The organism is Candidatus Tumulicola sp. (genome assembly GCA_035601835.1).
GTDB lineage: Bacteria > Vulcanimicrobiota > Vulcanimicrobiia > Eremiobacterales > Eremiobacteraceae > DATNNM01.
Genome location: DATNNM010000011.1, coordinates 278,717 through 292,879, shown reverse-complemented (window position 1 = coordinate 292,879; position 14,163 = coordinate 278,717). Strand labels below are relative to the sequence as shown.

Sequence of the window (14,163 nt, the reverse complement as noted above, 5' to 3'; positions counted from 1 at the left end):
CGCTATGTCAAGGTGGAGTTAGCCGGTCCAGGAGCGCTTCGGGCCCGTGTCGATGTGCACCCAGCCGCCGGCGTAGTTGCCGACGCCGCCGCTATCGGGGCAAGCATAGCAGATACCCGCCAACTCGTCGGTGTCCACGCCGCGCACGTGAAAATCGACGGCGCGGCCGTACATGTGCAGCGAGTTCCACGCCGCACCTTCGGTCGCGGCGTTGGTTTCGGGCGTGCGGTAGCCGCTGTGCACGACGAGCGGCTCGCTCACGCCCGCGCGTATCAGGTATTGCTGCACCGACCATAGCACTTCAACGGTGCGGATTGGGATCTTCACCCAGCCCCGATAGATCGGCACGTGTTCGTCGCGCAGCACGGCGCACAGCTGCTTGTAGCCGGGGAAGTATAATGTTTTTCCGTCACGTGTGAACGGAGCATACGACTGCTCGCCCGTGTCGGAGCGTTCGAGCCATAGATTCCAACGCGAAGAATCGCTCGCGGCTGCTGCAAGCTCGAATGGCGCCAGCGAAATAGTCGCGGCGATGCCCAAGCCGCCAAGGACGAAAGCGCGCCGATCGATTTTCGGCGACGCGCATTGCTCGCACATCTTATTATGGTTATCGAACGCCTGGCGGCTCAGCTTGAGCCGGATGAGGGGGCACTGCGAGGTACATCACAGTTCTCAGTGGAAGGGGTAGTCCTAGGACCGCGACCGCGCGGCTCCACGGGAGGAAAAATGTACGCTGACGATACCGTCTTGATCATCGTTTTGCTCGTCCTCATCTTCCTCGCGGTGACGGGTCACCTGAAGCTGTAGACCCGACGTTACATGCTGAAAGGGGGGTGAACTGATGTCCAGCACGCTCCTCATATTCTTGCTGATCTTGGTCTTGCTGCTGATCAGCGGGCACCTCACCCTCTAGTCCGCCACGTTGCGCATCCTGGTCACGGGCGGCGCGGGCTTCATCGGCTCGCACGTGGTGGACGCCTTTCTCTCCGCCGGGCACGAAGTCGCCGTCATCGACGATCTTTGGGTGCATGGCGGCGGCCGCCGTGAGCACGTCAATCCCCGCGCGGCGTTCTACGACCGCGACATCCGTGACCCGGACATCGGCGAGATCTTCACGCAGCTGTTCCGGCCGGAAGTCGTGTGCCATCACGCCGCGCAGCACAGCGTCTTGCTTTCGACCCAGGACCCGCAGCACGACGCGGACGTCAACGTCCGCGGTCTGTTGAACATCCTCCAGGCGAGCGTCAAGTCGCAAGCGCGCAAGTTCATTTTCGCATCTTCTTCCGCGACCTACGGCATGCCGCAGTACCTTCCGATCGATGAGCGCCATCCGCAGATCCCCGAGTCGCCGTACGGCATCTCCAAAATGGTCGGGGAACACTACCTGCGCTACTTCAGCGAGGCGGCCGGTCTGAAATACACCGCACTCCGATATGGCAACGTGTATGGTCCGCGACAGGATCCCAACGGTGAGGCGGGCGTCATCGCTATCTTCGCCACGCGCATGCTGCGCGGTGAGCCGATCCGCATCGACTGGGATGGCGAGCAGCAAAAAGACTACGTCTACGTCAGCGACGTAGCCCGCGCGAACGTGGCCGCGCTCGAAAAGGCTGATGACGAGATCATGAACATCGGCACGGGGTCCGGCACATCGGTCAATGCATTGCATCGGGCGATCGCGCAGGAGGTCGGCCGCGACGTCGAGGTCGTGCATGCGCCCAAGCGGGCCGGCGACGTCAGAGCGTGCGTGTTCGACGCGAGCAAGGCGAAAAAGCTGCTCGGTTGGCAGCCGTCCGTCGCGCTCGCCGAAGGAATCAAGCTGACCGTCGAAAGCGCGCGCGCAGCCCAAGTGGCGAGCGACTGAGGAGAAAACGGATCATGTTGACCGCGCAAAACAGCATCACCATCAATCGTCCTGTCGGCGATGTCTTCGCTTTCGTTGCGGACGGAGAAACGGCGCCGCGTTGGCGGCCTGCCGTCGTCAGCATCAAGCTCAAGTCAGGCTCCAAGGACAGCGTCGGGGCGGTGTACATGCAGCGCGTGAAGGGCGGGCCGATGGGCGACGTGCCTGCCGACTACGAGGTCACGAAGTACGAGCCGAATCGGCGCTTGGAATTCCGCGCGGTCGCCGGACCGGTGCGTCCTGAGGGCTACTATCAGTTCGACGACAAGGGCGGATCGACGCAAGTCACCTTCGGCCTTTCGTGCGAGCCATCAGGCATGGCGAAACTCATGGGCGGCATGATCGCCAAGTCGATGCAAAGCGAAGTGGCTTGCCTCGCTGAACTCAAGCGCGTCCTCGAGGGCGGCTAGTCTAGTTCGCGACGATATTCAGCAGCTTGTCTTTGACGAAGATGCGCTTGCGCACCGTTTTGCCGTCGAGCTGCGCGCGAACCGTTGAGACGTCTTTCGCTTGCTCGAACACCGCTTCTTCGGGCGTCCCCGGCGCGACTTCCAGCGTGCCGCGGTGTTTGCCATTGACTTGGATCACCAGCGGGATCAAAGAACGCCGCAGCGCCGTCTCGTCGTACGACGGCCAGCTCTGCAGATGAATGCTGCCCGCCTGGCCGGCGCGCTGCCACAGCTCTTCCGTGATGTGCGGCGCGAAGGGCGCCAGCAATAGCAGCAACGCTCGTAGTCCTTCGCTGAAGGCGGCTGAGCGTGCCGCCGGATGCGCGCTCGCGTACGCTTCGAGATCGTTCAGCAGCGTCATGATCGCCGCAACCGACGTGTTCACGTGCAGCCGGTCGCCAAATTCTTCCGTGATCTGCTTGATCTTGGCATGCGTGCTGTAGCGCAGCGCGGTATCAGCGCTCCCGTTTGAGGCGCCAGCTGGCTGCTTGCCTGAGAACGCGTCGATGTTGGCCAGCACGAGCCGCCACACGCGCTGAAGCGTGCGAGTGGCGCCTGCGATGCCCGTCGTCGACCAGGGGAAATCTGCTCCGGGCGGTGCGGCGAACATCTCGAATAGGCGCAGCGCATCCACGCCGTAGCGGTCGGCCGTGTCGTCGATGCTGATGACGTTGCCGCGAGACTTGCTCATCTTCTCGTTGTTCTCGCCAAGCACGAAGCCTTGGTTGAACAGCCGCGTGAACGGTTCGTCGCCCGGCACCATGCCTTCATCCGCCAGCACCTTGTAGAAAAAGCGCGCGTACATGAGGTGCATGACGGCGTGCTCGGCGCCGCCGATGTACTGATCCACCGGCATCCAGTAGTCCACCGCCTCTTTGTTCCACGGCGCCTTGTCTTCATGCGGACTCAAGTAGCGCAAATAGTACCACGACGAGCACATGAACGTGTCCATCGTGTCGGCTTCACGCTTGGCCGGCTTGCCGCATTTCGGGCACGTGGTGTTCATGAAGGAAGGCACATGTTCCAACGGACTGCCTTGCACGCCGGTGAACGGAGCGTCGTGCGGCAGCAGCACCGGCAGTTGATCTTCGGGCACCGGCACGAGTCCATGGTCGGGGCAATTGACGAACGGGATCGGCGCGCCCCAATAGCGCTGACGCGAGATGAGCCAGTCGCGCAGCTTGTAATTGACCGTCTCTTCGCCGATGCCGCGTTCGATCAGCCGGCGCGCGATGTTCGCGCGGGCTTGCGCGCTCGGCTGGCCGTCGAACTCGCCGGAATCGACCAGCACGCCGTCCTCGACAAACGCCTGGGTCGCGGGCGCCTTCGCCCCGGGTTGCTGCGGCGCGACCACCGTCTTGACTTCGAGTCCGTACTTGCGAGCGAACTCGAAGTCGCGCTGATCGTGCGCCGGCACGCCCATGACCGCGCCGCCGCCGTAACTCGTCACGATGTAGTTGGTCACCCAGATGGGCACGCGTGCGCCGGTCAGCGGATGAAGCGCATAGCCGCCGGAGAAGACGCCAAGTTTCTCCATGAGCTGCGTGCGCTCGAGCTCGCTCTTGGTCTTCAGGCCGGCTGCGAACTCGGCGACGTCCTTTGCCTGCGCTTTGCCCTTGACGATCTCGGCGACGAGCGGATGCTCCGGCGCGATCGCGACGAACGTGACGCCGAAAAGCGTGTCGATGCGCGTCGTGAAGACCGGGATCTTGCCGCTGACGCCTTCGACGTCGAACGAGAAGGTGACGCCTTCGCTGCGCCCGATCCAGTTGCGCTGCATCGTCTTGATGCGTTCGGGCCAGCCGCTGAGTTTGTCGAGTCCGGCCAGGAGTTGTTCTGCGTACGCGGTGGTGCGGAAAAACCATTGATTGACCATGCGCTGCTCGACGCGCGAGCCGCAGCGCCAGCACACCCCGCCCTCCGCCTGCTCGTTGGCGAGGATGGTCAGGTCGGTGGGGCACCAATTGACGGGCGCTTCCTTCTTATAGGCGAGCCCGCGGCGATGCATGAGCAAGAACAACCATTGCGTCCAGCGGTAATACTCAGGCGAGGATGTGTCGATCTCGCGCGTCCAGTCGATGGCGACGCCGAGGCGCTGGAGTTGGCTGCGCATATTTGCGATGTTCGCCTCGGTCCAGTCGGCTGGGTGCACGCCGCGCTGGATCGCCGCGTTTTCGGCAGGCAAGCCGAACGCATCCCAGCCGATCGGGTGCATGACGTTGCGTCCGCGCATGCGGCGATAGCGTCCGACGATGTCGCCGAGCGCGTAGTTGCGGGCATGGCCGACATGCAGGTCGCCGCTCGCGTACGGCAGCATTTCGAGCAGATAGAATTTTTGGCGCGAGGGATCTTCGTGGACCTCGTTCTGCGCGCGCTCCGCCCAGATGCGCTGCCACTTCGGCTCGATGACCTGCGGCTCGTACGCGGGTATTGGTCGAGCTTCGCTCGTCGTATCGGCGCTCATACGCACGCGTTGGCCGCGTTGGACCACTCTTGTTGCACCTGATAGCCGCCTAACGTCTTGACCTTCCATGCGCAGATGTCGCCGATCTCGCCGTTGGCGTCGTCGTACCAGCCGCTGCCGGGCACCGGGTCGGTGATGGCTTCGCACAGCTCATGCGACGAGACGATCGTCAATGCTTCGAGCTCGGTGAAGCCGGCGTTGCAGCCGGAACAATTCGGATACGGCATGACCGCGTAATATGTCGCGGGAGCGATGACGTCGTGGTACCCGCAGAAGCTTTGACATGACGCGCTGCCGAAATTGGTGACGCTCGCGTTCGGCGGCAGGTAGATGAAATAGAGCGCATCGACGTCGGGCTTCGGCACGGCGCCCGACAGGATCTGCGCGGCGAGCGCCGCGCGCACGTCGGCATCAGTCACGGTGGCGGGCGGCGCGCCGGCGGCGATCGTGGAGGCCGCGCGACGGCCGGGCCCTATGATCGTGCTCAGCGTATCATACTCGGTCAATTGATCGATGAGCGGGCTGGCGACGATGTAGTCGAAGAAAGCGTCGAGCGCGCTGCGCGTGTCGCCAAGAGGGGGCGTCGACCACGCATCGCCCCAGTACACGATTGCAACGCTCACCGCGCTTATGATCGGACCACCGCGATACGTCAGTTGCGGCGCAGCCGTCGGCGGCGCGCCGGCCTCCGGCAGCCGCATCGGCACGATTCTGATCGCGTCGCTCATCTGTTGTGTCATAACGATACGCTATATCGTACCATGGGGCGGCGCACAAGCCCTTGACGCCTGCTATGCCAGGCGGGAATGACGTTGCATGAAGAGCCACATTCTCGATAGGCGATGGCTGGCGGTCGGAGCAGGGGTCGCAGCTCTGGCCACCGGCTTTCTGTTGCCCCATCCCTCGCCGCCGGCAACGCAACTCGCGCCGTTGGCAACGGTTCCACCGCAACTCAGCAACGGAATCGACGCGTCGCTCGGCGCTTCGCCATCACCGTCCCCCGGCGGGGTCGCGGTTTATATATGCGGTGCCGTCGCCAAGCCAGGCGTATACCGGCTCGAAGCCGGCGCGCGCGTGGAGGATGCGGTGAAAGCCGCCGGCGGGACCACGAGCGCGGCCGATCTCGACCTCATCAACTTGGCAGAGCCGCTGACCGACGCCATGAAAGTATGCGTGCCGCGCAAGGGTCAGGCTTTATCCGACTTCGGCATCGCGGATGCGGCGGCAGCGCAGGCCGCAGCCGGTAGCGGGCGGCACCATCGCGGCCGGTCGCGCGGCGGAGGTTCGAGCGGCGGCGCCCACAAGCTGCAGCAAGGTCAGACCCTTGACGTGAACACCGCCGCCGCCGATCAGTTAGTGGCTTTGCCGGGCGTAGGGCCGAGTTTGGCCGAGCGCATCGTCGACTATCGCCGGCAATACGGACCGTTCCAAACGGTGGACGATCTCCAAAACGTGCCCGGCATCGGCCCCTCGAAATTTGATAAGATGCAACCCTTCGTGCACCTTTAACGACCCAGAGCGTTCTTCAGCGCCGAATTGACCGTGGCGTCTTGCGAATCTCCGACGACCGTCTGCACGAGCCGGCCGTGGCGGTCGAAGATCATCTGCGTCGGCCATGCCGTGACGCCGTAGGCATCGAAGACGCTGCGATCGTTGTCCACGAGTACCGGCCACACGACGCCCTGTTCCGAAAACGACTCGATCAAGTTCTTGCGCACCTTCTCGTATTCCGTCTCAGGGCTATGCACGCTCAAGATGACGAGGTCGTTGCGCGAGTGCTGTTTGTATAGCGCCCGCAGGTTGGGCTCGGTGTTCTTGCAGTTGTAGCACAGAAACGTGTAAAAATCGAGCAACACGACTTTACCGCGCACGTCGGCAGCCGCAGGCCGGCCGTTGAGCCAGTCTGATTCGGACAAAACTCGTTGGAGCGTTATGCCCGGCCCCATCGCCTGTGCAGATCGGGCTTGCGACGCGCACGCGCTAAGGGCCAGGGCCGCAAGGATAAGAGCGATTTGTCTCATGCCGATAGTACGCAGCCTAGAGCCAAGCGGATTATATCCCCGCGAACCACTCGTAGCCTCGATCTTCCCAGTAGCCTCCGCGGCCGTTCGGTCCGCCAAGTCCAGCGACGAGTTCGATCCGGTTGATATGCTTGGCGCTCTTGTACCCCAGCTGCGTCGGCACTTTGAGGCGCAGCGGGGCGCCGTTGAGCGGGGGCACGGGCTGATCGTTGAGGTCGTACGCGAGCAGCGCTTGCGGGTGCGCCGCCTGATGCATGTCGAGCGATTCGTAATACTTGACGCCGGTGCCGTCGTCGTCCATGCAATGGAAGACGACGTAGCGCGCTTCGGGCTTGGGCGCGCAATCGGATAGCACGTCGGCCAACAGGGCGCCGCCCCACTTGCCGATGACGCTCCAGCCTTCCACGCAATCATGACGCGTGATCTGCGAGCGCTTCACGAACTTCGTGCGCAAGGCGGGCAGATCGTAGGACTTCGGCTGGTCCACCAAGCCGCCGACGAACAACCGGTAGCCGCGCCAGGCGCGGTTGCTCCAGCGCACGTATTCGGGATACATCGGCGGATCGAAGCCGTTGTGGCGGAACATCGGCGCGATATCGGCTTCCGAATACTCGCGCGCGAGCGGCTGCCCGGCACCAAGCAGCGCAAGGTCCAATCGCTCGGGCGCTTCGAGCATTTTACGAAACGCCGGGTTTTCGGTCAGATCCGTCGCCCACTTCGAACAACCGGTCAACGCGGCGGAGCCGGCCAGCAAGGTCAGAAAGCGAGCGCGCTGCATGCTCATTTCGCTTTCTCCGCAGCCTTGCCGACGACGAACCAGCCCGTGATCATCGCCCATACGTTATTGAAGACGCCGGTGAGCGAGACCATCATGATGTGGAGTCCGAAGAAGCCGATCAAACCCCACATCGCGGCGAAGTGCCAGACACGCGCGAACTGCCTGCCGCCGAGCAGCGCGGGCAGCCACGGCGCCCACGCATCCACCGACGGCGAAAGCGCGAGCCCGGAAAGAATCGCAAGGGGAGCGAGCACGAAGACCACGCCGAAGTAGGTGATTTTTTGCAGCGGATTATAGATAGGTTCGGCCTTGACGCGCCACGGCACGATATGGCGTTTGAGCGCGCCGGGCAGGTCCGAAATGTCTTTTTTCTTCGGGATGAGCCGCAAGGCCCAATACGCGTACACCAAGGCGCACAGTCCGAAAATCCACGCGAACAGGATGTGCCAGCGCCTGCCGTCGGCAAGGTCGCGATAAAACGGAATCGTGGCCCACGACGGAAACGCTCTATCCGTCTCGCCGCCTTGCCCATCGTCCGTCCACCCCAACACGTGGGTGGTGGTGAACGTCTTGCTGCCCACCCGCAGACGGCCCGCGGGTTGGCCGCGTGCATCGTTATCCGCGTAGATTGAGAGCAACGGTTGCGTGAAGTTCGAGGCATCGGAAGCATAGAGCGCGGGATGCGCCATGAAGATCTGCAACCCGCTCATCGTCAGCACGAGGAGCGCAAGCGCGGTCACCCAGTGCGTGATCCGCACGGCCAGCGGGTGTCGGTATATCCGATTTTTCATCTGATCGTTGCTACGTCTTCGCGGTGCTCTTGGATTATCCGTGCAGCTGCAGGCGCGCGCACGCGGCGGCGAACGCCTCCGGCTGCTCGACGAACGTCATGTGCCCCGCTTCCGGGATGGTCACCACTTCCGATCCTTTGATGCTCTCATGCAGTTCTCGTGTGGCTTCCGGCGGACAGATGAAATCGCTATCGCCGGCGATGATGAGCGTCCTGGTGGTGATGCGCGCAAGCTCCGGCCGCAGATCGATCTTGCGGAATTCAACCTCGTTGAAGTAACGAAGCGCGTTTGGATTGCAGCCGTGTTCGCGAAGCTTCTCCGTATACGCTTGGGCTCGAGCATCGAACGAGTGGAAGTACAGCGGCATTTCTTGCGCGAGCAGCGTCCCCAGCTCGGCTGCGTCTTGAAAATCGCCGGCCTGCTCGCGTTTCAGCGCGGCCATGGCGCTATCGAACCACGCTTCACCGCGCTTGGACTCGATGTGCTTGTCCATGGCGCTGATGGTCTCGTTGGAGAAACGCGCTGCGGTGCTCGCCAGAACGAGCGCGCTGATCCGGCGGCCGAAATGCGCGGCGAACTGCTGCGCGACAAGACCCCCGTGTGAGAATCCGAGCAGCATGACCGGCGGAACGCCCGCCGGGATGATCTGCGTGAGGTCGGCCACGTAGTCGTCGAGGGAGTAGGCGCGCGGGTCCGGAGGCGTGCCGCTCCTGCCGGTCCCGCGCGGATCGATGAGGACGAGCTCAAAGATGTGTTCGAGCCCGGCGAAATCGTCGCCGAACTCGGCCGAACTCAGCCCGGGGCCTCCCGGATGCACGTACATCACGGGCCCATGACCGCGACGCGCGAACTCGATCGGCACTGCTTACGTGTCCTTCGCTCGAGACTTTCGCGTCAAGTCCCAAGCGTACACGAAGATGAGCCACGTCAACCCGTACACTGGAATCTGAAAGCTGAAGTTCCACGGCATGTTTATGACGGCGGCGACGAAACCGCCCCAATTCCATGGGAAATATGTCGACAGCACGACATTCATGATGACTTCGTAGAACAATACCGTCATCGCGGCGTAGACGACGTTAACGCGAAGCAGCGCTACGACAACGGTGATTGGGGCAAGCTCTACGGCGAACCAAAATGGTCCAAGGAGAAATCGAAGAAACATGGAGTTTCCCATGAACAGCGTGACTGAGAGCTCATTCGCAGCATAATACCGCGTTGCAATCACGGAATAAACGATCCCTAGAACCGCTAACACAACGATCAACCAAACTCGTTGACTTCGCATCCTATTTTGTCAGCCTCGCCTGACTGCGCAGATCGCGGATGCGTAGTTCTTTCATTTTGTCAGGACGAGTTCTCGCAATCTCTCTCATTCTCTACAGCCCTTTACGGACGAGCCATTGCGACGATTTCCTGTTTCTCCAGTGTTCTCTCATTTTGCCGCATTGACCACCGCTATGTGGGGACCTAAGTGGGGACCTCCTTTTCGGTTTTCTTGGCTATCTCTACGACGTCCTCAGGCCTCATGGTGTGCGGCTCTTCCAAGTTGTGTCTCTTGCGATATTCCTCGGCCATACTATGCAAATCAACAGCGTTGCGCCAATAGGAAGCACCCTGTTTCTGTTGCAACTCGACGAAGGGCTTCAACTTTGACCACCCCACGAGAACATCATAGACAACGCTTTCAAGCATGATGTCTTTGCTCACCAATCCGAAATTAATTGCTTGTCCTATTCGCTCAAACTCGTTCAGGATGATTCTGGCGGCTTCGTTGGTCTTGTCGAAGTCAGCCACTTTCATTTGACTGTGCAAAACCGGGTACATCGAGTTGAGGTGCCTCGTCGCTTCCATGTATTCTTTCCTCGTGAATGGTTCCATCAGACGAGAGAGAGCATCAAACTCAACCGACCGTCGAAAGTCCCTCAGTTGAAAGTAAGCGACCGATAGCGCGAAAACAACGGCTAGCGCCCCCATCCAGGTGCCAGTCGCAGTGAAGATGTCCGGATCGCTTCTGTGTTGGTACAGTAGCCACGAGAAACCCCCGACAAGCGCCAGGAGAAACCACCAGGCTCCGGTAGGGATTACCTTGATACTAAAGTTGGCGTGAGGCACTTGCTGTTACGCCAACTTGGAGAAGAGACTATCCATTGCGTCCACGGCTTGCCGCTGCATCGAGGGTAAGATGTGACCATAGCGGTCGAGCGTGATAACCACGTCCTTGTGACCGAGAATGGCCGAGACGACCTTGATATTAACGCCTTTCGCTATCATGAGTGAGGCCGCAGTATGTCTCAGATCGTGAAAGCGAATCCGGGGCAGCTCTGCCTTGGTGAGCATTGGCTCAAATTGCTGGCGCACGAGGTTCCCTCGGAAGTATGGGTTGCCTTCTGTGTTTGAAAAGACCCATTCGGACGCTCTGTTTCCCCCGGCGAGCATGTTCTTTTGGTGATCGCGCAGGGCTGAGGCAGCAAGGGTATTCAGGTCGATGGTTCGCCGACTCCACGGGGTTTTCGTGTCCTTGGCAACCAAACCGATCGGGTCTAGTGTCCTGCAGACAGTCAGAGTTGGTTGCTCATCCTTCAATTTCAAGTCTTTCCACTTCAGGCCGAGGAGTTCGCCCTGCCTTAGACCTGTTGTGATTGCCAAGACATAAAGAGCGTAGAGTCGGTCGCCTTTCGCGGCCTTTAAGAGTTGCTCGGATTGGCTCTCGTCCAGGACGTGCATCTCTTTTCGCTCGACCTTGGGCGGTTTCACAGCCTTGCACGGGTTTACCGCAATCATGTTCCAAGCCAAAGCCTGCTTGAGCGCTCCAGATAGGATGATATGAACCTTCTGACGGTTGCGGGCCGAATTGCCCTTCCGCTCTAGGTTTGCGTACAAGTTTTGAATGTGCAACGGTTCCAGGTCTCTGAGTCTGTAGCCGCCGAGATTTGGAATGACGTGGTTTCGAAGTACGCTATTGTAGTCTTTGTAGCTCCCGACGGTTAGACCCGGGCGAACAACATCTTCGAGCCAGCGTTCGAGATACTTGGCAACTCTAATCTTCTCGCTCTTTACCAACTTGCCGTCCTTTTTGTCCGCCTTGAGTGAGTCGAGTTTGTCGAGCAGGTCTTCCTTGCGCTTCGCGTAGACGTAGCGGCGTTTTGCTCGACCGTTTTCGTCGAGCGCTATTGCAATCGAGCCGACCCAAAGGCCCTTGCTCCTACTAAAATGTACGCCACCCTCGCCTTTGCCACGTGGTGCTTTCATTGAGTCTTATCCCTTTTCGGCGTAAATCCGAAGCGCGACCCTGGGAATGCGACGCGACTTGCCTAGTTTGCAGAAAGGCAACTTGCCCGCCTCCATTAGTTTGTAAAGTGTGGACTCACCCAACTGCAAGTGCTCTGCGGCCTGCTTCACGGTAACGAGGCCCTCTGAAAGTAGGTCGATGCCCTGATAGTGGGTTTCTAGCGATCTTGGGTAAAGCATTCTGTTCTAGTCTCAATTGGATTTTGGGTTTCTCGGGCTTTCGCCCGCGCACCAGGCCCCGGATTCCGAAGGCCGGTGTATCAGCGACGCTGCGCTGAGAGTATAATTCGATGAGTAAAGGATTGGAGGCGCTATGCCCTCAGGAATATGGAACACGGTTTCAATCGTAATCTTCCTAGCGTTCTTCGTGCCCGGTTTCGTGTCAATGCAAGTATTTTCGCTGCTTGTGCCGACTGAGCCGCGTGATTTCAGCAAACAGTTGCCTGAAGCGATTGGCTTCAGTGCGCTCAACTATGCCGTGGTCGGTCCCGTCCTATTCTTTATGTCCAAAGACCCGGTTTGGTTCGTGCCTGCCCTCTACATCAGTCTACTCCTCTTGCCAATCGGCTGGCCATTCCTATATCTTAAAGTCAGAGAGTGGCTTCCGTTTACGACCGTCGATCCTTACGCTAAGCCATGGGACTACGTCCTCCGGCTGAATACACGCTGGGTGATCCTGCATCTGCGTAACGGGGAGAAGCTCGCAGGGAAATACGGCTTCAAGTCATTCGCTTCATCATATCCAGCACCTGAGCAAATCTACCTCGAAGAGGTATGGACGCTCGACGAGCATGGTTCTTTCTCGGAGCCCCACGACCGGACTCGTGGTATAATAGTCAACGGTGCAGACATTCTAATGTTTGAACTCCTAGAGTGAGGTAGCGCCGTGTCCGACGATAAGAAACCGCAACCTGCAGGCCAGAAGAGCGAGAAGGACCGCGAAGGCTGGAAACCAGTCGAGAAGGGTCACAAGCCCACGCCGATGGGTTCGGATCATGCGGATTTTGACAAACCACCCCAGAGGGTCCCCGATCCGACATCGAAACCTGCTCCGGAAAAGCCCCAAGCCTCAGACGACAAGAAATAGCGCGACACTTACGACTGTATTCGCGCCAAAAATGCGCGCCTAGGGAATGGCGCGATTGGCTCGATTCGATCCGCGCCGGAAACCAACTACTTGTCAGCCAAAGTACACGCCCCCCGCCACGTATCGGTGTATACGTGGCCGGGGTGGGCTATGGTACCCACTCCCAAGATATGCTTCGGGCGTGGCGCGAATTAGAATATAGGCGCGGTATGGCTTTCACGCGATTCGCGCCAGTATCGCGCCACGTTGGCGCGGTTTATTGGCGCGGTTCTAGCCCCTCGGTCGTTAGGGGATCGGGGATCGCGTATGACTCCAGGTCGAGCGCTGCCTGTGGTTGAGCCTTGAACCGATAACGGAGGGCTCTGCTTTTCCCCGTTGACTCGACTGAGTCACGCTCGAACGCAGCGCTGACTGCTCGCCTGAAGGTACCGCTGCTTCGGTCCAGTCCCACGGCTTGCGCCAACTCTGTTGGTCGCACCCATTGTGGAAAGACGCGCTCAAGGTGACTAATAACCGAGTCGGCGACGTGCTCCGCCTTGCTACCATCGGCTGCCTCACCGCCTGCGAGCCCCGCATATGTGCAAGTGTACTTCCCGCCCGCGAACCTCAGGTCAACGAAGAATGGATCATATTTCTCCGCTTCGTTCATCTTTACGCATGTGAACTTTACGCGAGATACCCCCGGCTCGAACTCGGCCAGTCGAACTGTACTTATGTGGGCAACTTGGCGGAATGACGCCTTCTTCTGTGTCGATCCATAGATCAGATCGGCCGGGTTGGCTGAAGCACCGATCTGTTGCCGTTTCGAGTGGTCAACGATGATGCCGTTCGCCTTGTGATTTTCAAACGCGGCGCGTATAGCACGAATGGCTTCTCGCATGTCGCGAGCCTGCTCTGTTGACGCATTTGGCTCGTAGACGTCCGTCCAGCAGTCAAACACATAAAACGTGTCTTTGTTCTCGCGTAGGAGATAACCAAACTTCTCTGTTTCCCAGTGAGAAGCGCTCACCACGTATAGGTTGCGCGGATGATGCTCCAGACGACAAACTCGGCGCTCGAACGCGAGTCGCCCGGCGTCGAGGTTGATGTAGTAGACGTTGATTCGCTTCCGCGACTTGAAGTGACCGAAGACCGAACTTCCTGAAGCAATACAACTCGCTACGTGCAATGCAAGCCAAGACTTGTACGAATCCGAGTCACCGAACCACAGCACGGGACCGGAATCGCGTTCTAGAAAGCCTTCCGCGTCCCAGGAGGGTGGAGGCGGGGGGTTTTCCGCGATGTCGTCGGCCGAGCGAGCTTCCCATTGCCATTCGGAATCGAGCTTGAGCTTTTCGACCGTCGCCTCTGTGTTTGTATCTATGTCCATAATCGTCTTT

Annotated in this window: 15 protein-coding genes; 4 read left to right on the top strand and 11 right to left on the bottom strand. The window is 60.0% G+C overall.

Annotation, left to right across the window (positions count from 1 at the left end):
- Positions 1-18 precede the first annotated feature (18 nt).
- Complete coding sequence (locus tag VN934_06180; protein ID HXM18383.1) at positions 19-597, bottom strand: DUF882 domain-containing protein; 579 nt, start codon at positions 595-597, stop codon at positions 19-21.
- 325 nt (positions 598-922) lie between these two features.
- Here VN934_06180 and VN934_06175 point away from each other — a divergent pair, with 325 nt between their 5' ends.
- Together VN934_06175 and VN934_06170 are read left to right on the top strand one after the other, a co-directional pair.
- The gene (locus VN934_06175) at positions 923-1,864 is read left to right on the top strand and encodes an NAD-dependent epimerase/dehydratase family protein (GenBank protein HXM18382.1); all 942 of its coding nucleotides are present in this window, start codon (positions 923-925) and stop codon (positions 1,862-1,864) included.
- Positions 1,865-1,878: 14 nt separating this feature from the next.
- Positions 1,879-2,313, top strand: a complete 435-nt coding sequence (locus VN934_06170; protein ID HXM18381.1) for an SRPBCC family protein — start codon at positions 1,879-1,881, stop codon at positions 2,311-2,313.
- A 1-nt stretch (position 2,314) separates the two neighbouring features.
- Here the strand turns inward: VN934_06170 and leuS are convergent, their stop codons facing one another.
- Both leuS and VN934_06160 read right to left on the bottom strand, forming a co-directional pair.
- Entirely contained in the window at positions 2,315-4,816 is a 2,502-nt protein-coding gene (gene leuS / locus VN934_06165; protein HXM18380.1) for a leucine--tRNA ligase, read from the bottom strand.
- Positions 4,813-5,556 carry a hypothetical protein gene (locus VN934_06160; GenBank protein ID HXM18379.1) on the bottom strand — a complete coding sequence of 248 codons (744 nt, stop codon included), beginning with the start codon at positions 5,554-5,556 and terminating at the stop codon, positions 4,813-4,815. Before VN934_06160 ends, leuS begins: the two co-directional genes overlap by 4 nt.
- A 76-nt stretch (positions 5,557-5,632) precedes the next feature.
- Between VN934_06160 and VN934_06155 the strand changes: the two genes are divergently transcribed.
- Complete coding sequence (locus VN934_06155) at positions 5,633-6,325, top strand: helix-hairpin-helix domain-containing protein (protein ID HXM18378.1); 693 nt, start codon at positions 5,633-5,635, stop codon at positions 6,323-6,325.
- Here the strand turns inward: VN934_06155 and VN934_06150 are convergent.
- The 7 genes from VN934_06150 to VN934_06120 form a co-directional block, all read right to left on the bottom strand.
- Entirely contained in the window at positions 6,322-6,837 is a 516-nt protein-coding gene (locus VN934_06150) for a redoxin domain-containing protein (GenBank protein ID HXM18377.1), read from the bottom strand. The genes VN934_06155 and VN934_06150 overlap by 4 nt on opposite strands.
- Positions 6,838-6,868: 31 nt before the next feature.
- Positions 6,869-7,621: a molybdopterin-dependent oxidoreductase gene (locus VN934_06145; protein ID HXM18376.1), complete on the bottom strand. Its 753-nt coding sequence runs from the start codon at positions 7,619-7,621 to the stop codon at positions 6,869-6,871.
- Positions 7,618-8,406, bottom strand: coding sequence for a cytochrome b/b6 domain-containing protein (locus VN934_06140; GenBank protein ID HXM18375.1), 789 nt, complete (start codon positions 8,404-8,406; stop codon positions 7,618-7,620). The genes VN934_06145 and VN934_06140 overlap by 4 nt, the downstream gene beginning before the upstream one ends.
- A gap of 34 nt (positions 8,407-8,440) precedes the next feature.
- Positions 8,441-9,268 carry an alpha/beta hydrolase gene (locus VN934_06135; protein HXM18374.1) on the bottom strand — a complete coding sequence of 276 codons (828 nt, stop codon included), beginning with the start codon at positions 9,266-9,268 and terminating at the stop codon, positions 8,441-8,443.
- Positions 9,269-9,271: 3 nt separating this feature from the next.
- Complete coding sequence (locus tag VN934_06130; GenBank protein HXM18373.1) at positions 9,272-9,571, bottom strand: hypothetical protein; 300 nt, start codon at positions 9,569-9,571, stop codon at positions 9,272-9,274.
- A gap of 305 nt (positions 9,572-9,876) precedes the next feature.
- A complete protein-coding gene (locus VN934_06125) occupies positions 9,877-10,287 on the bottom strand; it encodes a hypothetical protein (GenBank protein HXM18372.1) in 411 nt (136 codons plus the stop codon).
- A 240-nt stretch (positions 10,288-10,527) separates the two neighbouring features.
- Positions 10,528-11,658, bottom strand: coding sequence for a site-specific integrase (locus VN934_06120; protein HXM18371.1), 1,131 nt, complete (start codon positions 11,656-11,658; stop codon positions 10,528-10,530).
- Between the two features lie 352 nt (positions 11,659-12,010).
- On the opposite strand from VN934_06120, the gene VN934_06115 reads away from it, so the two are divergent.
- Complete coding sequence (locus VN934_06115) at positions 12,011-12,574, top strand: DUF6338 family protein (GenBank protein HXM18370.1); 564 nt, start codon at positions 12,011-12,013, stop codon at positions 12,572-12,574.
- Between the two features lie 466 nt (positions 12,575-13,040).
- Here the strand turns inward: VN934_06115 and VN934_06110 are convergent, their stop codons facing one another.
- Positions 13,041-14,153, bottom strand: a complete 1,113-nt coding sequence (locus VN934_06110) for an AAA family ATPase (GenBank protein HXM18369.1) — start codon at positions 14,151-14,153, stop codon at positions 13,041-13,043.
- Positions 14,154-14,163 lie beyond the last annotated feature (10 nt).

What these genes read in the sequence shown, in the direction of transcription:
- VN934_06180 (HXM18383.1), bottom strand. Translation starts at nt 597, where the DNA reads ATGTGCGAGCAATGCGCGTCGCCGAAAATCGATCGGCGCGCTTTCGTC.
- VN934_06170 (HXM18381.1), top strand. Translation starts at nt 1,879, where the DNA reads ATGTTGACCGCGCAAAACAGCATCACCATCAATCGTCCTGTCGGCGAT.
- leuS (HXM18380.1), bottom strand. Translation starts at nt 4,816, where the DNA reads ATGAGCGCCGATACGACGAGCGAAGCTCGACCAATACCCGCGTACGAG.
- VN934_06160 (HXM18379.1), bottom strand. Translation starts at nt 5,556, where the DNA reads ATGACACAACAGATGAGCGACGCGATCAGAATCGTGCCGATGCGGCTG.
- VN934_06155 (HXM18378.1), top strand. Translation starts at nt 5,633, where the DNA reads ATGAAGAGCCACATTCTCGATAGGCGATGGCTGGCGGTCGGAGCAGGG.
- VN934_06150 (HXM18377.1), bottom strand. Translation starts at nt 6,837, where the DNA reads ATGAGACAAATCGCTCTTATCCTTGCGGCCCTGGCCCTTAGCGCGTGC.
- VN934_06145 (HXM18376.1), bottom strand. Translation starts at nt 7,621, where the DNA reads ATGAGCATGCAGCGCGCTCGCTTTCTGACCTTGCTGGCCGGCTCCGCC.
- VN934_06140 (HXM18375.1), bottom strand. Translation starts at nt 8,406, where the DNA reads ATGAAAAATCGGATATACCGACACCCGCTGGCCGTGCGGATCACGCAC.
- VN934_06130 (HXM18373.1), bottom strand. Translation starts at nt 9,571, where the DNA reads ATGTTTCTTCGATTTCTCCTTGGACCATTTTGGTTCGCCGTAGAGCTT.
- VN934_06125 (HXM18372.1), bottom strand. Translation starts at nt 10,287, where the DNA reads ATGGAACCATTCACGAGGAAAGAATACATGGAAGCGACGAGGCACCTC.
- VN934_06120 (HXM18371.1), bottom strand. Translation starts at nt 11,658, where the DNA reads ATGAAAGCACCACGTGGCAAAGGCGAGGGTGGCGTACATTTTAGTAGG.
- VN934_06115 (HXM18370.1), top strand. Translation starts at nt 12,011, where the DNA reads ATGCCCTCAGGAATATGGAACACGGTTTCAATCGTAATCTTCCTAGCG.
- VN934_06110 (HXM18369.1), bottom strand. Translation starts at nt 14,153, where the DNA reads ATGGACATAGATACAAACACAGAGGCGACGGTCGAAAAGCTCAAGCTC.